At 51.5% G+C, this 22584-nt stretch carries 23 protein-coding genes and 1 pseudogene; 9 read left to right on the top strand and 15 right to left on the bottom strand.

Annotation, left to right across the window (positions count from 1 at the left end; genetic code table 11):
* The first annotated feature begins 11 nt into the window (after positions 1–11).
* Together ACFQRK_RS09495 and ACFQRK_RS09490 are read left to right on the top strand one after the other, a co-directional pair.
* Positions 12–788 carry a helix-turn-helix domain-containing protein gene (locus ACFQRK_RS09495; RefSeq protein WP_379005927.1) on the top strand — a complete coding sequence of 259 codons (777 nt, stop codon included), beginning with the start codon at positions 12–14 and terminating at the stop codon, positions 786–788.
* Positions 789–862: 74 nt separating this feature from the next.
* On the top strand, positions 863–1288 hold the full coding sequence (locus tag ACFQRK_RS09490; RefSeq protein ID WP_379005926.1) for a VOC family protein: 426 nt from the start codon (positions 863–865) through the stop codon (positions 1286–1288).
* A 61-nt stretch (positions 1289–1349) separates the two neighbouring features.
* On the opposite strand, the gene ACFQRK_RS09485 is transcribed toward ACFQRK_RS09490, so the two are convergent.
* From ACFQRK_RS09485 to ACFQRK_RS09445, 9 genes are all read right to left on the bottom strand, one after another.
* On the bottom strand, positions 1350–1874 hold the full coding sequence (locus tag ACFQRK_RS09485; protein WP_379005925.1) for an RNA polymerase sigma factor: 525 nt from the start codon (positions 1872–1874) through the stop codon (positions 1350–1352).
* Between the two features lie 234 nt (positions 1875–2108).
* Entirely contained in the window at positions 2109–2558 is a 450-nt protein-coding gene (locus ACFQRK_RS09480; RefSeq protein WP_379005923.1) for a hypothetical protein, read from the bottom strand.
* Between the two features lie 83 nt (positions 2559–2641).
* Positions 2642–3808, bottom strand: coding sequence for a galactonate dehydratase (gene dgoD, locus ACFQRK_RS09475; RefSeq protein ID WP_379005921.1), 1167 nt, complete (start codon positions 3806–3808; stop codon positions 2642–2644).
* Between the two features lie 11 nt (positions 3809–3819).
* A complete protein-coding gene (locus ACFQRK_RS09470; protein ID WP_379005919.1) occupies positions 3820–4572 on the bottom strand; it encodes an SDR family NAD(P)-dependent oxidoreductase in 753 nt (250 codons plus the stop codon).
* Complete coding sequence (locus ACFQRK_RS09465) at positions 4559–5833, bottom strand: DUF4380 domain-containing protein (protein ID WP_379005918.1); 1275 nt, start codon at positions 5831–5833, stop codon at positions 4559–4561. Before ACFQRK_RS09465 ends, ACFQRK_RS09470 begins: the two co-directional genes overlap by 14 nt.
* Positions 5823–7052 (bottom strand): MFS transporter, encoded by a 1230-nt coding sequence (locus tag ACFQRK_RS09460; RefSeq protein ID WP_379005917.1) that lies wholly within the window; start codon positions 7050–7052, stop codon positions 5823–5825. Before ACFQRK_RS09460 ends, ACFQRK_RS09465 begins: the two co-directional genes overlap by 11 nt.
* Positions 7016–8527, bottom strand: coding sequence for a hypothetical protein (locus ACFQRK_RS09455; protein ID WP_379005916.1), 1512 nt, complete (start codon positions 8525–8527; stop codon positions 7016–7018). The genes ACFQRK_RS09460 and ACFQRK_RS09455 overlap by 37 nt, the downstream gene beginning before the upstream one ends.
* A gap of 11 nt (positions 8528–8538) precedes the next feature.
* Complete coding sequence (locus ACFQRK_RS09450) at positions 8539–10275, bottom strand: RagB/SusD family nutrient uptake outer membrane protein (RefSeq protein ID WP_379005915.1); 1737 nt, start codon at positions 10273–10275, stop codon at positions 8539–8541.
* Positions 10276–10297: 22 nt separating this feature from the next.
* A complete protein-coding gene (locus tag ACFQRK_RS09445; protein WP_379005914.1) occupies positions 10298–13342 on the bottom strand; it encodes a SusC/RagA family TonB-linked outer membrane protein in 3045 nt (1014 codons plus the stop codon).
* 132 nt (positions 13343–13474) lie between these two features.
* Between ACFQRK_RS09445 and ACFQRK_RS09440 the strand changes: the two genes are divergently transcribed.
* On the top strand, positions 13475–14518 hold the full coding sequence (locus tag ACFQRK_RS09440; protein WP_379005913.1) for a GntR family transcriptional regulator: 1044 nt from the start codon (positions 13475–13477) through the stop codon (positions 14516–14518).
* 151 nt (positions 14519–14669) lie between these two features.
* Positions 14670–14840: a hypothetical protein gene (locus tag ACFQRK_RS09435; RefSeq protein ID WP_379005912.1), complete on the top strand. Its 171-nt coding sequence runs from the start codon at positions 14670–14672 to the stop codon at positions 14838–14840.
* Between the two features lie 89 nt (positions 14841–14929).
* Here ACFQRK_RS09435 and ACFQRK_RS09430 read toward each other — a convergent pair whose 3' ends face one another.
* The 6 genes from ACFQRK_RS09430 to ACFQRK_RS09405 all read right to left on the bottom strand — a co-directional run bounded on the left by ACFQRK_RS09430 (position 14930) and on the right by ACFQRK_RS09405 (position 20147).
* A complete protein-coding gene (locus ACFQRK_RS09430) occupies positions 14930–16102 on the bottom strand; it encodes a hypothetical protein (protein WP_379005911.1) in 1173 nt (390 codons plus the stop codon).
* 224 nt (positions 16103–16326) lie between these two features.
* Positions 16327–17061, bottom strand: a complete 735-nt coding sequence (locus ACFQRK_RS09425) for a cation:proton antiporter (RefSeq protein WP_379005910.1) — start codon at positions 17059–17061, stop codon at positions 16327–16329.
* A 26-nt stretch (positions 17062–17087) separates the two neighbouring features.
* A complete protein-coding gene (locus ACFQRK_RS09420) occupies positions 17088–17912 on the bottom strand; it encodes a cation:proton antiporter (RefSeq protein WP_379005909.1) in 825 nt (274 codons plus the stop codon).
* 60 nt (positions 17913–17972) lie between these two features.
* Positions 17973–18881: a helix-turn-helix domain-containing protein gene (locus tag ACFQRK_RS09415; protein WP_379005908.1), complete on the bottom strand. Its 909-nt coding sequence runs from the start codon at positions 18879–18881 to the stop codon at positions 17973–17975.
* 10 nt (positions 18882–18891) lie between these two features.
* Positions 18892–19236, bottom strand: a complete 345-nt coding sequence (locus ACFQRK_RS09410; protein ID WP_379005906.1) for a hypothetical protein — start codon at positions 19234–19236, stop codon at positions 18892–18894.
* A gap of 134 nt (positions 19237–19370) precedes the next feature.
* Entirely contained in the window at positions 19371–20147 is a 777-nt protein-coding gene (locus ACFQRK_RS09405) for an SDR family oxidoreductase (RefSeq protein ID WP_379005904.1), read from the bottom strand.
* Between the two features lie 129 nt (positions 20148–20276).
* Between ACFQRK_RS09405 and ACFQRK_RS09400 the strand changes: the two genes are divergently transcribed.
* From ACFQRK_RS09400 to ACFQRK_RS09380, 5 genes and pseudogenes are all read left to right on the top strand, one after another.
* Positions 20277–20402 (top strand): DUF4160 domain-containing protein, encoded by a 126-nt coding sequence (locus ACFQRK_RS09400; RefSeq protein ID WP_379005903.1) that lies wholly within the window; start codon positions 20277–20279, stop codon positions 20400–20402.
* On the top strand, positions 20386–20706 hold the full coding sequence (locus ACFQRK_RS09395; protein WP_379005901.1) for a hypothetical protein: 321 nt from the start codon (positions 20386–20388) through the stop codon (positions 20704–20706). Before ACFQRK_RS09400 ends, ACFQRK_RS09395 begins: the two co-directional genes overlap by 17 nt.
* 37 nt (positions 20707–20743) lie before the next feature.
* The gene (locus ACFQRK_RS09390; protein WP_379005899.1) at positions 20744–21031 is read left to right on the top strand and encodes a hypothetical protein; all 288 of its coding nucleotides are present in this window, start codon (positions 20744–20746) and stop codon (positions 21029–21031) included.
* Positions 21031–21384: an IS66 family insertion sequence element accessory protein TnpB gene (gene tnpB, locus ACFQRK_RS09385; RefSeq protein ID WP_379005897.1), complete on the top strand. Its 354-nt coding sequence runs from the start codon at positions 21031–21033 to the stop codon at positions 21382–21384. Before ACFQRK_RS09390 ends, tnpB begins: the two co-directional genes overlap by 1 nt.
* A 60-nt stretch (positions 21385–21444) precedes the next feature.
* Positions 21445–22476 (top strand): annotated as a pseudogene (locus ACFQRK_RS09380) (IS66 family transposase); the annotation flags it as partial.
* Positions 22477–22584 lie beyond the last annotated feature (108 nt).

Below are 22584 nucleotides of genomic sequence, written 5' to 3'. Positions count from 1 at the left end.
ATTACGATCATATGAAATCATTGTATCTCCATCCGGCTCCCTGTATTGCAGAATACGTGCATGAACTGCTTGTTATTGAAAACTTCCAAGTAACGACCCCTTTTTCTTTGCCTCTTTTTGCGAATGGTATGCCCACACTGCTTTTCCAAACAGCCAAAGGACGGATAGGAAATTCTACGAACTACCTAACCTTATTTGGGCAAACGGTATTCCCAGACACCCTAACCATCGATGAGGATTTCACGCTGATTGCTTATTTCTTTAAACCGTATGCCCTGAATTCGCTGTTTGGGGTCTCTGCCCAGGAATTGACAGACAACCCCATCGAGCTGAACGTATTGCCGGCATCCATCCGGACCGGCCTGCAGGAGCAGTTGTTGAACGCATCCTCAAGCACGGAGATGGTCGCCATCCTGGATAGGTATATATACAGCCTCGTTACGAAAATCAAGACCGATACGCGCATCATGCAATATGCCGTTGAAAAAATTGCCGCCGAACCCTCCAAAAAAAACCTGGCGGCGATACAGTCGGAACTTTGCATGACGGGGCGCACCTTCCAACGGTTATTTGAGAAAACCATCGGCATTATTCCCACCCGCTACCGGAGAATCCGCCAATTCAATGCCGCTTTCCGGCAACTGAACAGCCTACAGTTCACAAACCTGACCGCACTTTCGTATAGCAACGGCTATTCAGACCAAAGCCATTTCATCCGCGCATTCAAAGAGTTTACTTCGCTAACGCCCGGTGAGTACCTAGCCTTTAGCAAAGCAGGGGGAAACTGATTTTGTCAGTTTTGTTCTATTTCGCGGCTTAGGTCTTCTATACCTTTGAATCGTAAACAAAACAGTTCAAAAAAATGGAAAACAACATTTATCCTTGTCTCTGGTTTGATGGTCAGGCCCAGGCAGCAGCAAAATTCTACTGTTCGATTTTCAAGAATGCCAAGATCAAGGCAGACAACCAGATGGTGGTCGAATTTGAGCTCGATGGCAAGAAATTTATTGGCCTGAACGGCGGGCCAGCGTTCACGTTTAACGAGGCGGTCTCATTTGTGATCGACTGCGAAACGCAGGAAGACATCGACTATTATTGGGAAAAGCTGACAGCCGATGGCGGCAGTGAAGGCAACTGCGGTTGGCTGAAGGACAAATTTGGGGTATCGTGGCAGGTGGTACCCACTATTTTACCAAAACTGCTCAGCGATCCGGATAAAGCGCAGCGGGTGATGGCGGTTTATATGAAAATGAAAAAGTTCGATATCGAGGCTCTGGAAAATGCCTGAGCAGGATGGGTTTGAGGCTGCTTCCGATGTTCCGCAAAACAGGGAAGCAGCCTACATTAGTTTACGCCTTCCAGTCTGCCGGTTTAGCGTAAGGCTTTAACTTCTTCTTCAACTGTTGCCGGGCCATATGGATCCGGGTTTTTACCGTTCCGATCGGGATCTGGAATTGCTCGGCAATTTCGTGATACTTATATCCCTCGTAATACATGGTAAAAGGATAATAGTATTCCTTGGAGAGCTTCGAAAGCGCGTATTCGATATCTTTCATCACAAACTTTCCTTCGGCCTGATTGCGCAGGGAACTGATGTAAAGGTCGGAAGAAGAAAGAGATTCAGATTTAACGATCAATGAATTGGTTTTGACCTTTCTACGGTAGTAATTGATAAATGTATTCTTGAGTATGGTATAAAGCCACGCCTGTAAATTCGTTCCCTCCCTGAATTTGTCGTAATAAGAGAACGCTTTCAGCATCGTGTCCTGTACCAAATCATTTGCATTCTCTGGATCCTGCGTAAAATAACGTGCGTAACCTGTCAGTGCTCCTGTTTCCTGAACTACTTTTTGGCTGTACTCTCTGTGATTCATAATTGTGTTTTAATTAGGAAGAAGTAAATAAACAATTATCGTCGCTTGTCTAGTATCTTAGTTCCTTGTGTCCGGCAGAGAAGTAGACAAAACCAGCCTGAAATTGTTTGAATTTATTTGAGATTTATCAGATCCACCCCGGCTTGCGCTTCAGATCGTCCGCCGTGCTGTGGGCTAGGGATAACCTTTTTACCCGGCGGTTGCCTTGACGCATTTGTTTTCCGTATTGAGAGCTTAACGAGTCGCGTTCCGGTTGACGGCGTTATAAACGGCCGCGGTGACCAGTCCGCCGATCAGGTAATACAACACCGTCAGTGCCTTCACGTTGCGGTTGCGGTTAACAGGTTCGTCATTTAGCCCAAGCGGCTTGGTCAGCGTTAGTGCGCCGATGCCCGCGGCGGTGCCCAACAGGAGCCCCTTTGCCCAGGTCTCCTTCGGGCTGTTACCACTGATCGCCCGGAAAAAAGCGGTGTTGGCAACGATGTCACCCGCCAGCGCCATGCTATACAGTTCTTTCTCTTGCGGTGGTTTGCTGCCCGCGGCCCGCCATGTCTTTTCAATGCCCTCCTCGGCAATTTCATTAATTCGGGGGGCATTGTCGAGCCGTTTGCGCCCCAGCTCGTGAATGATGTTGAGTACCAAAGAGCCTGCCAGTGCAGGCAGTATATTTCTGAAAAAACCCATATGCTTTTTTCTTCATAAACAATGAAGTGCCGCAATTGTTGGCGACGATATCAAATGGGCTTCGGCAGAAAACTGCCTCTTCGCTAAAAATAGGCACCCGCCTCCGGTGGCCGGATATCCGTGAGCGTACCCCGGTAATGCCGGAGATCCCGGGCTTCATAGGGATGGGCCAAGATTTGTTCTTCCACCAGATCGATGCCCAGTCCCGGCAGATCGGGTATTTCCATTTCCCCGTGCCTGTTGAACGTTATGCGTTCGGTACTCACATCCCGCCGCCAGGGGATATCGTTGCTCATCGTTTCGAGGAGGTAGAAGTTGGGAACACATGCGGCCAGTTGCAGGGTAGCCGCATTGGCAACCGGGCCACTGGGGTTATGCGGACACACCGGAAGGTGGTAAGCTTCGGCAAACGCTGCTATTTTTTTGACTTCCGAAAGCCCGCCGGCATGGCTGACATCCGGCTGGATCACATCGGCAGCGCGCAGTTCAAACAGGCTCCGGAATTCCCACCGGTTGTATAAACGTTCGCCTGCGGAAACGGGTACCTGGACCCTGCGTTTTACCTCCGCCAACCCCTCCAGATTTTGCGGCGGAATCGGCTCTTCGTACCACAATATACCGAACCGGGTAAGTTCGTTGCCGATGCGGACCGCTGTGGGAACATCAAAGCGACCATGTGCTTCAATAATGAGGTCGGCTTTTCCTTTGGTTGCGTCATAAACGGCTTCCACACATTCCAGGGCATCGTGCAATGCCTTTGTCCCGATATGCAGGTAACTGGCGCCAAACGGATCCCACTTCAATGCACTGAACCCCTGCTTTACCGCTTTTTCGGCTTTTTCCGCAAACGCTTCGGGCGTCCTTGCGCCGGCGAACCAGCCGTTTGCGTAGCAGCGAATGGCATCCCGCACTTTTCCGCCCAGCAATTGGTAGACGGGCACGCCAAGATCCTTGCCCTTGATATCCCACAATGCCATCTCGATGGCAGAAAGCGCACTCATCAATACCGGGCCGCCCCGCCAATAGGCATCGCGGTAAATCAGGTGCCATAGGTGTTCGACCTGATGCGGATCCTGGTGTATCAACGTCCGCTCCAGTTCCATGCAAGCAGCAGCTACGGCGTGTTCTTTGTATTCCAGGGTTGCTTCTCCGACACCATATAGCCCGTCTTCGTCCGTCAACACTTTGACGAACACCCAATTGGTACGGTAGGCGTGGCAGATGTATGTTTTTATGGCTTTGATCTTCATGGCTATCTGTTTTAATGAATATAGGCGCCGCCATTGACATCCAAGGTGGCTCCGGTAATGTAGGCAGCTTCATCACTGCACAGGAAGGCCACGGCATGGCCGATATCCGCTGGATTTCCCAGCCCTAACGGAATGGTGGCCGCAAGTTTTGCCACCCCCGCATCGCCGTGTGTAGCGTGAAGCAGCTCCGTGGCGATGATGCCGGGGGCTACGGCATTGACCGTGATCCCCAAAGGAGCGCCCGTGCGGGCCAATGTCTTCATCAACCCCAATTGGCCGCTCTTGCTGGATGCGTAGTGGACGTGGCCAAATAGGGCTCCCTGGTGGGCCACCATGGAGGTAATGAAGACAATCCGGCCGTAGCGCTGCTTTTTCATCAACGCCATGGCGTGCTTGCAACAATAATACCCGCTGGAGAGATTGGTGTCCAGTATCCGTTGCCAATCGGTGTCCGTAATGTCAAAAATGTCTTTCGATTGGGAGGTGCCGGCATTGTTGATGAGCATATCCAACCGCCCGAAGTCTGCTTCAATGCGTTCAAAAAGTGCGGCCACTTCTTCGGGCTGGGATACATCGGCTTCCACGTAAACCGGTGGATGCGGCACGCCTTGAAAGGAGGCCAGCAGTCCATCGGGGAGCGGGTCAAAAGCCGGACCGTTCAGAATCACCTGGGCGCCCTTCCTAGCAAGCGTGAGGGCAATGCCCTGTCCGATTCCCCGGGTGGAGCCGGTAATAAGTGCAATTCGCTGATTAAGTGACGACATAGGTATGCTGATCAATGGTTTCTTTAAAAATTCCTTCTATGTAAAGGTTAAGCTGGACGATCACGCCCGAACCCCAGGGCATTTCCGCTTCATGGAGGCATACGTCGACTTCCACGGGTTGCAGCGGCGACACCTCCAAGTCGGCAATCGGCGTAAATACTTCCGGGGCTGAATCTGCTTTGTACCCAATCTTCAGCGTGCCTTCGGAAAAGACGCCGTATTTTCCGCGGATGCGTAAGTCCCCCTTCTCCATCGAAATCCTAAGCGACGAAACGGCCACTGAAAATGCGGTTTTGCGGATCACATGGTAGTGTCTCGGCACTTTGCAACAGCTGATCTGATAAGCAAAGGACGCGGATTCGCCCGGCGCGAGGGTAAATAGGGGCGACAGCAATTCGATCTCCAAATACGGTGGATTGTCCAACGGATCGTGGGGAAAGTGCCTGACTTCATTTCGGGAGTAAACCTGACCGCTTCCCTGGGTCCAGATCTGCACCGACGTACCTTCCGGATAGACGGCATTTTCCTCGTAGTTGAACGTGGCAACCAATACGTATCCACTGAGGATGTCTGTATAAGCCACCCAATTTGCACGACTGTCCAGCCCGACTTTCCCGACGATATATTCGTAGCTCACGAGCAGGTTGTTGTGGCCGTCGCGACCGAATTGGGGATTGTTGACCAAACCGTGCATCACCTTATACCCTTCTGAAAACTGGCTATCCGGAGCCATCGGGCAGGAAACAATCGACGTCCCTTTTACAGCATCCGGCGTACTAAGCTGCAATACGGGCCAGATGGACCACCGGCGCACAACGGCACTGGTATTGAGGAAGGTGGCCTGTACCGATACACCCGATCGGTGTTCGGACAATTCGATGGCTTTCTCGATCTGGAGCCCGGTGTACGGGTCTGCCTGACTGCGCATGCGGATGTAGCGCTTTCCACTTGCGGAACCTTGTGCCAATACGTCGTACGGGCCGCCGTCGAGGACGGGGTCCGGTGGACCCGGCCAATGGTCAGGCAGCCCCCACCCCTGAGGAGCCGGCCAAATCTTCTCGCCTCCATAATTCAGCCATTGACCTGCCCGCTCGCTCGTGGGGACCGCGCCGTGCAGGGTTTCGTTGTTGAAAAAATAGGGATAGCCGCCCAGTTCGATCTGCATCATGCGGCCACCCAATTCGGGTGTAATATACACCGTCAAAAAACGGCCTTCCAAAATACAGGCCAGCCATCCGCGGTAGTTTTGTTTATCTTCCAAACGCATAATCTTTGTTAAAAAAATGTACCCTTGCCCAGGTTAGCAATAATCCGCAGATCCCCCATACACCGGCAAGCAGGGCAAACCCGAAAGAGAGCCCTAATCCGGACTTCAAATACCCCAATAGCAGGGGCGATGTGGATCCGACCACAAACCCGACCATCATCATCACCGCGGAAGCCGAAGATTGATAGCGGGCGGGAATGACATCGTACAACACGCTGTACGTGTTGGCATCAAAAAAGGCGCGTGTAAAGCCAAATCCGGCAAGCCCCACATAAACCCATAGCAGATTGTCTGCGAATGCCATCAACAGCAGGAAGGGTATGGCGCCCCAAAGCCCCCAGGCCTGCATGCGTAGGCGTATTGAAGGTGTACGCCGGGCGGCGCGATCCGACCATTTGCCGGCCAATAGGATACCCACCAATGCAAACAGGTGTGTATAGAACATGGAATGGAAGCCGGCTTGGGTAAGGGTCATTCCAAATTTCTCATACAGATACGTCGGCGTCCAGGTCAGGTAACCGGTCAGCACAAAGATGAGTCCGCTGAACGAAAGGGTCAGTAACAGCGCGGTAGGGATTTTAAAGAGAATGCGCAACGCTTCCCAGAAACCGATGGCCGGTTCCTTACTCGCAATAGGCTGCGCCTTTGGCGGATCCTTTAACCGCCAGGCCAAAATCAGGCCGTGCAGGATACCTATTGCACCGAAAAGGTAAAATGCATTTTTCCATCCCCAGCGTTCGCCCGTGTAGCCTGCCAGGTAACCACAGGCGATGATGCCGACATACAGCGAAGTTTGATGGATGGACATGGCTGTCGCACGTGTAGACCGGTGGTAAGCGGCCAGCAATGTATAATTGGCCGGCCCGAAAAAGGCTTCCCCGCCACCGGTGGCGATGCTGCGGAACAACAGCAGCGACAAGAGTCCCTGGCTGAATCCGGTGAGCATGGTGGCAATACTCCAGAACAGGATGCTGCCGACGATAATCCAGCGGCGGCTATACCGATCTGCCACGTATCCGGAAATCGGAACCAACAGGGCGAAAGCCAGGTTGAAGCCCGTGGCAATGATGCCTATTTCGACGTCGGACAGCCCCAGGTCTTCCCGGATGAGGGGCAACACGACATTGAATACCTGCCGATCCGCCTGATTGATAAAAAAGGCGACCCAGAGCAGGGCTAGAACTTCCCACTTGTAGCGCTGCTGATTTCCCATGCAATAACGGCGTTTTTGCCTGCTTTTCCGTGTGTAAATTCGTAGGTTTTGCCTTCCTCGACCGTCAGTTCATACGTTTCGTTGGCTTCGAGCCGCCCTGAATAGGTCGGATCGGTTGTCAGGTTGTTATGCTGCTCATCAATGATGTATTTCCTGACAAGAACTTTGCCGCCTCCCAATGCATCGGCTAGGCGGTCCACCGTAAGTTTGACGGACTGTGGATGATCGGCATAATTGACCGCCTCCAGCAGGACGGTGCCTTTCGAGCGCGAACCGATGACAAGCGCCGACGCGTTCAGCGGATTGGCAATTTCGATCTCCCTGCCCCGGTGCATGCTCAACAGTTTCATGGATACCCCGATCGGCAGCATCCGGAGGTCTTTTGCCGGTGTATGCAGCTGGTTATCCCCCTTAAACCACATAAAACGGGTCTGGATGTTCTCGTCGTGGTACAGGGCCCACGGAAAGATGCGCATGTTCGGGCTGTATAGGCTTGCGTAATAGAGCGTCCGGACCAACCCGGCGGCGTTGATTTGATTCTGTCCGGCACTATCGGCCTCGAAATGGATGGGATCATGCTCCGTGATGAACAGCGGTACATGGTCATCCAGCCGGTGCTTGCGGAGGGTATCCCGTATTTCGCGTTCACGGAAAGCGGTGGCCCGGACGGGTTTGGTGTACTCGTGCCAGGAGACAAAATCCAGCCGTTTAGACGGATTGGGGTCGGCGGCGAAACGTTGGGCAAGCTGGTTAATCTCCTTGGAAATTGCACCGGTAGACACCGGGCCGCCCACCAGGATGCGGTTTTCGCCTGCCAAGCCCAGCTCTTCGTTCACCTCGTTGACTGCCTGGTAACCCAGCTCGTAAAATTGGTAGTACTCGTCGGCGGTGGCCGCCATAAACGACTTCAATGAATATTCGTTGCCCACTTCCACATAGCGGATATTCGGATAACGCTCCTTATAATGCTTCAGACCGGCCTTGAAGATCATTTTCCAGTCGGCTTTGGTGATGGGCAGCGCGTTGTCCAGAATATCCCGCTCATACCGGCGTATGGTCAGCATGATGTGCTGGCTGGTGGACGAGAAGGCACTCAGGTAGTCGTAATAACGGATGGGGGATTGCTGCTCCCAATCCCAGGTTTCCCGGTGTTTTTCCTTGATGTCTTTGTATTTATCCACACCGATTTGGAAATTGAAATCGAACTCGCGCGTCCGGTAGTCCCACAATTCATCCAGGTTTAACCAGCACCTCGTAATGTCGGGCCTGCCGAATTCCTGTTCGGCGAGCTTTCCAACGGCTGGCGCCGGTGTTTTCTGCAACGAGGTATTGAAATAACCGGCTAAAGGGGGAAAATCCCGAAGGGTCTGCATGACGTCAACCGACCGGCTGATCAGGTCTTGGCTTTGTGCGGGGCTTACCGCCGCGACGAGTAACGCGGCGAGCAACAGGAACGTTTGGGGTACTTTCATCATAATTGTGTAGCTCAGTAATTGGGGTTTTGTTTCAGTTTGGGATTCGTCAGGATCTCCTTTGCCGGAATGGGCCATAGATACTGTTTGGACTCATCAAATTTACGGTCCGTCAGTTTCAGTATCTGCCCGGCCTGCAACATTCCGGAAAAATCGGGTATACCATCTTCATCGATCGGCGTGACCGACGGGAAAAACCACCCGCCGGGCTTCACGACCCGCTCACGGAGGTCGGCCACATCCAGCAATCCGTAAATGGGCTTGTTCAGCGCTTTTCCGGCAAGTCTCCACCGGATGAGATCGGCGTAGCGCCTTCCCTCGAACGCAAATTCCATCCGGCGTTCGATGCGGAGGATCCTGCGCAGTGCAGCGGGATCCGTTTCGGTGACCGCCGGATAGGCTTCGATGTCGCCAGGATCCACGCCATAGGCCCGTGCACGTACCTGATTGATCACGTCGGTGACGGATGCGTCGATCTCTCCCAGTTCAATCCGGGCTTCGGCGTACATCAGCAATACATCGGCATACCGGATGACCGTATTGTCCGGATCGGTCAATAAATCTAACCAATCTTCGTCGATTTTCTTTTTCCAGGTGAGCCCATTGTAGGAGGCATATTGGTCGACCGCCCGGCTGTCCAGGTTGCTTTGCCGCATTCCGGTATTGAGGTTGAGCACGGTAAGCGAGTCCGGATGCGGCTGATGGATATAACCCAGCCAGGGCGTCTGGAACGGAACGATGGTAGCGGCAAGCCGCGGATCCCTATTTTTGAACGGCTCATGCGGATCGTACTGCGGCGACTCGTCGATGGGGAGCCCATCCGCACACAGGAACGCACACAACAGGTCCCACGACGGACCGCCATTACCGAAGCCGCCCGCAATGCGGGTAAGGGGTTCCTTGGCCCTTCCAGCTCCGGGAATGACCACGCCAAGCGCAACCGAACGCGGAGTTGCGAAGACCGACTCCGACGAGTTTTTCGTTTTGGACAGAAACAGGGTGTAGAAGTCGGGATATAACGAATAAACACCCAGATCCATACAGGCTTTTGCCGCATCCCGTGCGGCGGTCCAGTCGCCCATGTAGAGCGCAATGCGCGCCTTCATCGCGTAGGCTGCGCCTTTGGTGGGGTATTGGATGGTGTTGCCGCTATAATTTTCGGGAAGATGCGTAGCGGCAAAATCATAGTCGTCGTATATCGCCGCAAGGATCGTTTGCTTATCGGTCCGCCCCAGGTCCATCGCCGCTTCAATGGCCAATACATCCGTATAATAGGGAACATCCCCGTACAGAAAGATCAGTTTGGCATATTGGGAAGCCCTTGCAAACCGCGCAACGGCTTCATAGTGGGCGATTTTTTCGGCAGTCAGGTTAGTGGACGCATGGGAAAGGTTTGCGATGACCCGGTTGGCGGCCGCAATACACCGGTAAGCATACGCCCAGGTAATCGTAACCACATTGGTCTGACTGTTGATGGTTGCGGAAGTAACGGCGCTTAATGAGGCCCGCGCGGTCCAGTCGTCTGTATAGGTATCGGTCCAATCGTGGCTGTAGCCCCCTCCCGCGGTCGAATTCCGGGTGAGTTCGCTATCCCAGAAGTCGATATTGAAAAGGTGCGCGCAAGCCATATTGACCTCATCTTCGTTGCGGTACCACGTTTCGGACGAGCCCTCCGATAGCGGATTGAGATCCAGATCGTTGCAGCTTGCAAACAGCAACAGGATGGCCGAGGTAATACGAATCGTTTTCATGGTTATCTTTAGGATTAATGCACTAAAATCTGATGGAAAGCCCGGACAAATAGGTAGTTGGTATCCAATAGGCGCTGCCTTCCGGATCCCACCCTTTCGGATAGCGGTCGAATGCGCGCAAGTCAGATACACTGACATACAGCCGAATTGACGATATTTTTGCCTTTTGCGTCCAATTGACGGGGAGCTGGTAACCCAGGGTGATGTTTTTGATGCGCATATAGGCACCGTTGAACAGCCAGAAATCCGAAAACGCGTAGTTATTCGCATCGCCGGTGTTTGAAATCCGCGGATACCGGGCATCGCGGTTGGCTTCTTCCGTGTTATAGACGCTCCAATGGTTGCCCACAATCAACTTCGGCACCTCGATATACTGTGCGCGGAACGGCTGAACCATATCGGTGGTCAGTTGGGCGGTCTGCTTACCGATGCCCTGGAATGCCAACGAGAAGTCGAAGGCTTTGTATCCGAGCCGGACGTTGCCCCCATAGAGGTATCTGGGGAGCGAACCGCCCAGCAATACCCGGTCGTATTCCGCGGATATCAGTCCGTCCGGGACGCCATTCGGGCCGCTGATATCGGCGTATTGGACATCTCCGGCCCGGACCTGCGCATTTAATCGGGCAGACCCATCCACTTGTTCCTGGTTCTGGTAAATGCCGAGTGCCCGGTAACCGTACCACTCGTTGAATTCACTGCCTGCAAATTTTACCTGGGAGCCCAGAAATTCCGTTCCGCCCAGGTCTCCCATGCGGGTTCTCGAATCCGAGATATTCACGGCAACGGCATAGGAGAACTCCCCTTTTTGGTCGCTCCACCCCAATTCGGCCTCCCACCCGCGGGTATGCATCCTGCCCGTATTCTGATCGGGGTTGTCCAAACCGATGTAGTCCGGTATTTCCAGCGCCAGCAGCATATCTTTGGTCGTTTTCCGGTAATAATCCGCGGTGACATTCATGCGTCCGTCAAAGAACCGAGCATCCAGCCCGATGTCGTAACTCGTGGTAGTTTCCCAGGAGATGTCCTGGATCGCGTATTTCTCCACCGCAGCCGTCTGTTGGGATACGACATTGTTTCCCTCGAAGAAAAGCGCATTGCTAAATCCGATGGTCGATTGGTACGGATAGTTTCCGATGCGCTCGTTACCAAGTGTACCCCAGGATGCCCGCAACTTGAGGAACGGGCGATTGGGAACGTCGCGGAAAAAAGCCTCTTCGGATAGCACCCAGCCTGCCGATACCGATGGAAACAGTCCCCAGCGGTACCTGCGGTCAAACCGGGAGGAACCGTCGTACCGGGCGTTGACCTGCACGAAATAACGATCCTTGAAATTATACATGGCGCGCCCAAAGAAAGAGCGGTACGCATTTTCAAAGGCGCTTCCGTTATTGTACTGATAATTTTGGTTGCCGATGTCGAGATACGGAAATCCCGAAAGCGCATATTGCTCGCGGCGCGCGCCGAGGGTTTCGTTGAAATAATTGTAGTTCTCGTTACCGACCATCAGATTCAAATGATGGGCGCCCATTGCTTTCACGTAGTTGGCAAAAAACTGGGTGGTTACCGCATAGTTGTCGTTCCGGTTTTCTACCAGTTGGGTCTGTGTATGGCCTTCGATATATCCGCCCGTCACGTTGGGATCATCGGCCAGTGTGTAGGAGATGGCTTTGGTAAAGGCCTTGCCCTTGTCCATATACAGTTCGGGCGACACCACCGCCGTTAACTTTAAGCCCTCAAGCGGCGTATAGTTGAGTGCGAGCCGTCCGCGTACCACATTAGCCATGGTACGGGAATCGCCGCCGTTCATGAGTCTTGCATACGGGTTTACGCCGGTTTTTCCCGATGCGATCCGCCCGTCCTGCCAAGTCGCCGCATAAATCGGTGCCACGCCGGTTGCCGGCGTAATGCCGAATACCGGCTGTTCGCTTACGGAATAAATGCCGTTGATGTCAAACTCGGCATTGAGGTCTTTCAGGATCGTAAAGTCGTTGTTAGCGCGGACCGTCAAGCGGTCGTATTTACGCCTTACGTAAAATCCGGGGGTCTTGTCAAAAGCCAGGGAAACCTTGCTCCGCACATTCGGCGTACCGGCCGTGAAGTTCAATACATGGCTTTGCCGGGGCGCCGTTTCCCGCATGAGCAAGGGAAGCCAATTGACGTTCGGGTAGAGATCCGGATTTTCGGCGTGCAGCGCCCCGTAGTTATCGATGGTTTCCCTCGAAAAGATGGGGTACTCGGTGCCGGTATTACCGTTGTCGTTCCAGTTGCGTTCGTTGATCAGCCTCATGTAGGTCTGCGCATCGGCATACTCAACCGTTTCGGTGGGCTTTTCAATGGAAAATTCGCCGATGTAATCCAGGTTTACGACGCCCTGTTTGGCCCGCTTTGTGGTTACCAGAATAACCCCCGCCGCCGCCCTTGAGCCGTAAATAGCGGCCGAAGCGGCATCTTTCAGCACGGAGATGCTCTCCACGTCATTGGGATTCACCCAATCCAGGGCGCCGGGGACACCGTCAATGATTACCAGCGGGTCACTGTCTCCGATGGTGGTGACACCCCGGATACGGATCGTGGCAGACGTGTTAGCCGCCCCGCCGGACCGGGTGACGGTGACCCCGGAAACAGCCCCCTGGAGTGCCTGCGAAATCCGCACGGTTTTCCGATCGGCTACATCTTTCCCCGATAGGGCAGCCACCGCCCCGGTAAGATCTTTTTTCTGCACGGTACCATACCCCACCACAACGACCTCTTCAAGATCATTTACGGTGGGTTGGAGCGTAAGGGTGACCGTATCCTGTCCAGTCACTTTGGATTCCGCGGGCTCATAGCCGACACTCGTGGCTAGGAGCGTAAATTCTGCCGGAACGGCCGTGAACGTAAATTTTCCCGAGGCGTCTGTCAACGTCCGTTGATCGGTTTCTTTCAGGGTAATGCTCACCCCGGCAATGGGAACGCCGTCGGGCGAAACCACGGTTCCACTGATCCTGGATTCCTGGGCTGACAATAGGAAAGAATGAATCACGCATAGCAGGAAAATCAATCCGGAATGCAATTTCTTTTTTGTCATAATTTGATTGTTATAATTCGTTTATATTGGCATCTTTGCACCACACCACATTAGACAACATTACTGTACTGTGGTGTAGTGTGGTACAAATATACCATAGGTTTTTATTTTTGCAAGAATTTTTTTGTTTTTATGGCCAAAAAAGACAAGCAGTTGCTACTGGATTTCCAAAGCCAGGTTCCGGTTTATAAACAGCTTATCCAGCTGTTCAGTGACCGGATTGCAGCCGGAGCTTACCGCGTGGGGGAAAATCTGCCTTCCATGAATGAACTGAGTGCACAATTGGAGATATCCAAGGAAACCGTTAAAAAGGTATATTCCATTCTGCGTCAACGGGGATTGATCGAATCTGCGCACGGCAAGGGTTTCTTTGTAGCCGAAAACGGGGGCGACCGCCGATTAAACGTGCTGATGCTCTTCGATAAATTGAGCACCTACAAATTTGTATTGTATCAATCCTTTATCCGCCATGCAGGGGACCGCGTCAGCACCACCATCCACTTACATAACCAGCATATCGACGTATTCCAGGGACTGCTGGAAGACCACCTTGACAACTACGACTATTATATGGTGACGGCCCATTTTCCGTTGGACAAGAAAAGCCAGGCAAATGCCCTGAAGCTTCTGAAGCGCATACCCAACCGGAAGCTGATTCTTTTGGACCGGTTTCTTCCTGAACTATCCGGAAATTACGGCGCCGTATACCAAGACTTCGGTGAAGACGTGTTCCATGGATTAATGGAGGCAACAAAGCTGCTGAAGAAGTATGAGCACCTGCATGTGATCGCCTCGAAAGGCAGTCTCTATAGCTCCGTCATTTTAAAGGGTGTCCGTCGGTTTTGTAAGTCCACGGGCATCGCCGTAGACATCCATAAGGAGCTGAGCGCCGACCATATCACCAAAGGCGGCGTTTATTTTGTTTTAAACAGCCAACTGGATGTTGAGCTGATTGAACTTGTCCGCATTGCCAAAGCCAAGCATTTAACCATAGGGAAGGATATCGGGATCCTGTCGTACAATGAAGCGCCTATCAATGAGATTATACTTGACGGTCTTACGGTATTATCCACCGATTTCGAAACCATGGGTGCAAAAGCCGCGGAAATGGTGCTATCCGGTAATCTGTCTAAGGTTCATAACGACTTTAACCTGGTCGTTCGAAAAACGTTGTAAACCACCTGCGCTTAACCGCGGATCGGTGATTTTTTAAAACCATTTGCTTTTTCAGCGGTTATCCTACACAACAACAAGTAAAAACGCATCGCAAATGCGGCTGTCGCTGAGCGAGGCAAAAGCAAATTCATTGTTAACTAAATTAAAACAAATGAAGACGATTAAACTATTTTTCGCTGTCGTGGCAGCGACTGTGTTTTTAGGAGCGTGTAACAACACCGGGAGTAACCAACAACAGGATGCGGACACCATGGAGATGGCGCCAACACCTGCGCCCAGCGACACCATGATGAACGATACGATGATGAACGATACCCTGTAGGTGTTCAACGTTAGAAAAAAGGCTTTTTCCATTGGGGGCTGCCGCCCGGCACCCCCCTTTTTCTGGGCTGCGGAACAAACCACACGGCGCTACATCGGCAGCAACCGTTCGCCGGTCTCTCCGTTATAATCCAGTGACGTCTCGCCCCCTTCAAACACGATATGGACATCGACATGGCGTTCCCTTCGAGGACCCGGCATACTCCATCGGACGTCTTTGCGAAAACCGATATACATAATATCTTCGATGTCATAGTCTCTCGCCGCATCATCCAGCGCTTTCTTCAAGACGTCATACCGAACCGAATCTACGGTGAAGAACCGATCGTGATCGTCCGGCGAGGAAGGCATGAAATACGCTTCGACGGAGTTGCCGCGGATGGTCGCACTCCGCACGTGACCGGCTTTATCGGTCTGCTCCACTTTTACGGCTGTAAAGTCTTTGTAAAAAAGCAGCGATTCGATGCGTCGGTCGCCGATATAGGCGATGGCCTTGTCATAGGCTTTATTGAACGCTTCGGGATTGAAATTGCCCTTATCCTGAAAAATCAGTTTCTGTGGAAAGTACTTCATTCTCAACCGGAGCCAGTCCACATTGCCCGTAACGACATACGGCGAAAAAAAGCCGAAACCAAATAACGCGAAAATCAAAATGAAGCTTACCGACCGCGCAATCCGGTTCGGATTGCGCCCAACCAAGAGCCACAGCCCGGTTCTCCGCCGCTCGGGATAAACCGTATCTGCCTGATACGTTTCCATATCCGCCGGGATTTCTCCCACCGGCAAAGTGGGGAATACCCTACCGTATCCGCGGTCGTGCGGATCTTCGTAGAAGGTGACCAAGGCTCCCTCTTGGAGCTGATCAAGATCTTCGGCAGTCATGAATTGACGTACCGTGGTTTGATAAGGCGCATTGGACCTGGGAAACACGGTTACCTGGATGATCGTCAGCTCACGTGTCTCCATCATCCGTACCCCACCGAATTGAATCGAATCTATGCGTGCCGGCGCAGCATAGCTGCTTGCATGCGCCCGGTCCTGCGCCAAGGCACGTGCGCGTTTTCGGTCGATATACCGGAACAACAACACGCTGAACAACCACCCCAGCCCAATCGCACCCAAAACATGAACAGCAATGAACCAGATGGGCATAAATCCTTGTATCTGGGCCACAAATGAACCGATAACGACACCCAAAAAAAGCCATACCAGTGCTTTATAGCAAAAGATGCCGAACCGCTCAAGTTTTTGGGTTGTCTGCATTCGTTTCACGCGATCAAATATCGTCTTTTTTAAAAACGCCAACGCTTTGACCATTCCGCTTGATGCACAATCATGGCGCCGGCGATCAGATCATAGCACACCTGTATCATAGCAACTTGGATAGCACCCTAGTAGACAAGCGGAAAAATAACAAATAACCTTTAAATACGCAAAACCACATGTCACTGATCTAACTACGTCCGCTTATGTCAACCCTATCCACCTTACACAATCCGTAGCCGCTCCTCCTCCAGGTCCAGCTGGTATAATTGCTGGCGGATAATTTCTTCGTCGATCTTCGGGTCTTTGTTCAGTTCGGTCAGGTATTCACGCTGCGAGGCGAGGAGCTCTATAAAAATGGTTTTGGTTTTTTCATTCATCCAGGTATCCGCCTCCATCGATTTCGCACGCTCTTCCCATTGCTTCATGAACTTATCCATCCCGGCCATCCCGATCAGATCCGCTTCGTATTTATTTTTGAGAAATTGATAAACGTGCTGTTTCAATCCCTGTTTCATTTTCATACGGGTGGCTTCCTCCTCCTCTTCGTTAAAAATTCCATCGAACAAAGCGGTCCTTTTGATCAAATACGGCAGTGTGAACCCCTGCACCAGCAGCGTGAGCAAAATGGCCACAAAGGTGATGAAGAGAATCAGATCCCGGTGTGGAAATGCCATTCCGTTGTCAAGCTTTACGGGTATCGCCAACGCTGCGGCCAATGACACCACGCCCCGCATTCCTGTCCAACCCAGTAGCATCGGCATCAGCCAACGCCTCCCCGCCGAAGTAAATCGCGGACGCACACTCGGCCGGAAAATGGCGGTGGCAACCAATGCGGCATACGAGCTGATGATCCTTGCTCCGATCAATACAGCTGTGACCAAGATGCCGTACCCGATGGCCGTTCTTAACGGAATGCCCTGCGCACGGATACCGGTTACGATTTCGGGAAGCTCCAATCCGATAATCAGAAAGACGATTCCGTTTAAGATGAAGACCAGGCTCTCCCAGACACTGTGCCCCGGATCCGGCTCGTACTGTTTAGAAACTCCAGTCTTTTCGCAGACATCAGCAAACCGCCCGATACTACCGCCAGAACGCCCGACGCGTGCGCCTGTTCCGCCGCCCAATACATGAAATACGGGCTGATCAGGGTAAACACGATGTCCGACGGTGCATCGGTTGGCAGCCTTTTGTGGATTTGCACAAACAGCCAGGCCAGGAATAGGCCCATTCCGGCTCCGCCGAAAACCATCCATAGAAAATCGGCAGCGGCTTCCTGTAGGACGAACTGCCCCGTGCCGACGGCCACCAATGCGAAGCGGAAAATAATGAGCGAAGACGCATCGTTCAGCAAACTTTCGCCTTCCAGAACCGCCGACGTGGACCGTGGGATTTTCACAAATTTGGTGATGGCTCCGGTGCTTACCGCGTCGGGTGGCGATACGATGCCGCCCAACAGAAAGCCCAATGCGATGGTAAAGCCCGGAATGTAATAGTTGGCAACCAATGCTACGGTGAGTGCGGTGAAAAATACCACCAGAAAGGCGAAGCTGGTAATCATCCGCCACCATTTCCTCATTTCCTTAAATGAAGCGGACCACGCAGCGTCAAACAGCAAGGGTGGCAGGAAAATGAAAAAAATCAGATCGGGATCTATCTTCACCATCGGTAGGCCCGGAATAAAGCTGATGAGCAATCCCGCCACAACCAGCAATATCGGATAGGCGATTTCCAGTTTTTTGGCCAGCATATTCAGCAGCACGATCAGTGCCACCATCGCTAACAGAAAAGGTAAAAGCGTGTGCATAATTTAACAATGATATGGTACGATCAGGTGGTTACGATCAGGATTAGCGGGGTTATCCGGTCAATTAAATGATTGCCGGAACTCCAACGGACTTTGCTTGGTCTTTGTCTTAAACAATTTGCTGAACGATTGTGAATGCTCAAAGCCCAGCGCATAGGCTATCTCACTTACCGATAAATCGGTCGTGGACAATTTTTCCTTGGCTTTTTCGATCAGCTTCTCGTGTATGTGCTGCTGGGTGGATTGTCCGGTTAACTGCTTTAACAGACTGCCCAGGTATTTGCTGGATACGTTCAGGGTATCGGCTATGTACTGAACGGTCGGCAATCCTTTTGCAAGCAGATCTCCCTGATTGAAATAATCGGCCAGCACGCTCTCGAGGCGTTCTAAAATTCGGTGGTTGGTAATTTTGCGGGTGATAAACTGGCGTTCGTAAAACCGCTGGGCATACGTAAACAGCAATTCCAATTGGGCAACGATTACATCCTGGCTGAATTTGTCAATATTGGCATGATATTCCTGCCGAATATTCTCAACGATGGCATTCATCAGGGTCTCTTCCTTTTCGGAAAGAAACAATGCTTCGTTGGTGGCATAGCCGAAATATTCGTACTGCTTCATCTTTTTGGCCAAAGCGGTGTTCCATAGGAAATCCGGATGAATGAACATCATCCAGCCCTGCAAATTGGGTGGCACCCCACCTTCCTCCCCGCGCAAAATCTGCCCCGGCGACATAAAAGCCATCAGGCCTTCGTCAAAATCGTATTTCTGCTGCCCGTACAGTAGATTATTGCAGCCTCTTTTAAGCGATACCACATAGAAGTCGAGCACGATCGCGTTTACATCCGATTGGTTTTTGATCTGTGAAACATCAATGATGCTGATCAGCGGGTGATGGGGCTTCTCCAACGCTGCCAGTCGATGTGCGTCCGCTATGGATTTTATTCTGAATGGGGTCATAATTGCCATCGTACAAAAATTAGGATCTGAACGGATATTTCAGCCATATCAACAGCAACGGCATCGCCAGGAACGGGATTTCCATCAGTGCCATTTTGTAATCACCCGCCCGCAGGGACAAAGCCATTATCAGCACAATGGTAACCGCATTTAAGACGTTACCAATAAAAAATGTTAGCGGGAAGAACAGCATCAATCCGATGACAATGGAAAAAACACCAAAATATGGCATGACCGCCTTCGTGATGCCGAGGTTGGCCATCATTTTTGCCTGTTCGCCATTGGCGGGTTGAAAGGCATCCCAACCATGCTTGATGCTCAGGAATGCGGATACTAACAAGAGAATGGAGGCTACGATTTTCATGTAATTAAATTTAGCTGTTATGGGTGATGAAGCTGAGGATTTTTGAAATCGTGACGCTTCATCCATATGCGTATCTATTGTTATTGGATTTCAGGAATAAATATAAACTATTTTTGGAAAGCCTGGTATAGCGACTATTTTCCGTACATAAAAGATGCGCCCGTTTTTCCTGCCTGCGCAATCATGAATTTCGGAGCGAGCCGGCTCATTATCCGGATCAATTTTGCGGCACCGGGATAGATTTCCGTCTGACCATTTTTCATTCCCTTAATGGCTGCCTCCACGATTTTGTCGGGTGCCATCAGCATATTTGTGTTGAACCCGTCTTCATTCACGAATTTGTCATTCAACGAGGTGGAACTTCCGGGTGCCACCAACTCGATGACCTTGATATTGGTGTTTTTCAGCTGTACCCTCAGGGCCTGCGTATAGGAACGTAACCCGGATTTGCTGGCACCGTAAATGGGTGAAATTGCGAAAGGCATCAACGCAATTCCCGACGTGACGTTCAAAATCGCTGCATTTTCCTGCGTTTTTAAGTGTGGCAAAAATTGCTGCACCATCCGGATGGGGCCCATCAGGTTAATTTCGATTTCACGGGTGATGTCTGCCAGATCATGACTGTGGTGCAAGCTTATTTTCCGCATCTCGCCGGCGTTATTGATGATGATGTTCAGTTTGGGGAAGTTCTGCATAATCTGATTGTATAAATCCACAATGTCTTCCGATTTGCTCACGTCGCTCTGCAGGGTATGTACCTGGGGAAGCTTGTGCTGAACTTCTGCCAATTTCTGGGCATTTCTGCCGGTGATGATGACCGTATTCCCCTGAGCTATCAATTTTGACGCAAATTCGAAACCGAAACCGCCGGTTCCGCCGGTAACCAAGATGGTGTTGTTCTGTAGATTCATTTTCTTTGATCGTTTATTAGGCAAAGTTCGTTGGTATTCGAGAAAGGGATGTAGCCAAAAGTCGCAAGGGTGTAGCCGGAAAGCACAAACCCTTTATTATCTTTGTAAGAGGCTACTAAATATGTTTCGATGCCTACATTATTGAACGAAAGTGGATTTAGGTTTTTCTTCTATTCGCCCGAGGGAAATGAGCCTGCTCATATTCATATCAAAAGGAGACGCGGTAGGAAAGATTTGGTTGGAACCAACCTTTGAGCGGGCCTATCTAAATGGGTTTACTAAAAAGGAAGAAAAGAAGTTGCTGGACATTGCGGAAAGATCAAAAGAAGAATTTAAAGGATTTGGCATGAATACTTCAACAAATAATTACGATTCGCTTGAACAATTGATTTATTCGGAAAACATTAGCATACAAGCCATCGATATTCATTCCGATCAAGACCTGTTGATCATTCTATTAAACACTGGCGGTATTTCGAGAGACAACATCTCCAAATATCCTCGCCTAAAAGCGGCTTCAGAACGTATCCGCCCGACCAAGTACATATTTTCTGATTAATTGATCCGCTGTAGTTTTACGCCCAAATATTATTGATATGAAAGAGCGTAGAGACTACATGTTTACCCTTGTCCGCCAGTGGCGTGAGAGCGGTTTGACCCGGAAAGAGTTCTGCCTGCAGCATGGCATCACCCTGGGTAAGTTCAGTTATTGGATCAATCGCTGGAAAGAGGATGAATCTGGCGGGGATAACGTTTTTATTCCGATGGGTTCACCCGGGACGGCAGGTCATCCTGTTTTGTCGGTTGTTTATCCCAACGGTGTACGGCTGGAAGTGCCTTCGGCCGATCTGGGATTATTGTCCAGGCTGATTGCGCTTGCCTGATGTTCAGCCTGGGTTCCTCGCACCGTTATTATCTGTACGGAGGCCATTGCGACATGCGGAAATCATTTGACGGATTGTGCGGGCTGGTGTCCTCCGGTTTGGGCCGGGGCGCCACGGGCGGTGATGTGTTCGTGTTCCTGAACCGCCGCCGCACGCATATGAAGCTTTTGCACTGGGAACACGGCGGGTTCGTGCTGTATTACAAAAGGCTGGAGGGCGGCACTTTCCCGCTGCCCAAAACCGGTTCGCCGGGCGGGGAGATCGACTGGAGCGAGCTGGTGCTGATGGTGGAAGGAATCGTTGTGGAGAAGAGCCGCAGGCGGCACCGGTTCAGTCTGAAAAAAGTGGTCTGAAGTAATCAGAAACATCGTTTTTCACTTGTGTAACCCACCTTTTATTTGTATTTTTATGCCATGCAAGCGGCAATGGAAGACTTATCGAAAGAGGACCTTTTACGGGTTATTTCCAGCCGTGATGAGAAAATCGAATACCTGGAATCGCAGCTTGCCATGTACAGGCGCATGCAGTTCGGCCAGAGCCGTGAACGCTTTGAGGGCGACCCTAACCAGACATCCCTTCCGTTTGAACCGGAGCCGGTGGAAGCAGAGCATAAGGAAGAAGAAATCAGGGAAAAGATCGAATACGTCCGCAAACGCCCGAACCACAAAGGGCGCGCGAAGTTACCTGAACATTTACCCGTGGAAGAGATTGAGATCCATCCGGAGGGCGATCTGTCAGAGATGGTCTGCATCGGCAGGGAAATCACCGAGGAACTGGAGTGCGAGCCTGCCAGGTTCTACATCAAGCGTTATATCCGTTACAAATATGCCGCTAAAAGCGGTGAAGGGGTAAAGATCGCGGAACTTCCCGAACGGGTCATCGACAAGGGCATCCCCGGGGCAGGGCTACTGGCAATGGTACTTACCGATAAATACGTGGACCATTTGCCGCTCTACCGCCAGAAACAGCGCTTTGCCCGGGAAAACATACAGATCGCCTCCTCCACGATCGAGGGCTGGACCAGGGAGGCACTGATCAAACTGCACCCGCTCTATGAACAGCTTATCTTCGACACCAAAGCCAAAGGATATCTGCAGGTCGACGAAAGTCCGATAAAAGTGCTGGACAGCGATAAAAAAGGCGCTGCCCACCAGGGATATTATTGGGTATACCATGCCCCGCTGGACGGAACGGTATTGTTCGATTACAGTCCCACCCGTGGCAGGCAGGCACCGTTGCCCATACTGGGCAGCTTCAGGGGTTACCTGCAGACGGACGGGTATGCCGTATACGAGAAATATGCACGGAGCAAAAACGTGGTCCACCTGGCCTGCTGGGCGCATGCAAGAAGAGAGTTCGAGCGGGCACTGGATAATGACAAAGTCAGGGCGGAAAAAGCCCTGCTCATGATCCAGCGGCTCTATGCGTGTAATCGGGAAATAAGGATGCACAGTTTTTGGCAATTAGGAGTGCACCATTTTTGGCAACAAGAGTGCACAGTTTTACAAAGGTATATTTCTTGATTTAAGTTTCAAATATTGTTTTCCTGTTTT

This window comes from Parapedobacter sp. GCM10030251 (assembly GCF_042666505.1).
In the GTDB taxonomy this organism is placed as follows: Bacteria; Bacteroidota; Bacteroidia; order Sphingobacteriales; family Sphingobacteriaceae; genus Parapedobacter.
This window is presented reverse-complemented; position numbering and strand designations above follow the sequence as displayed.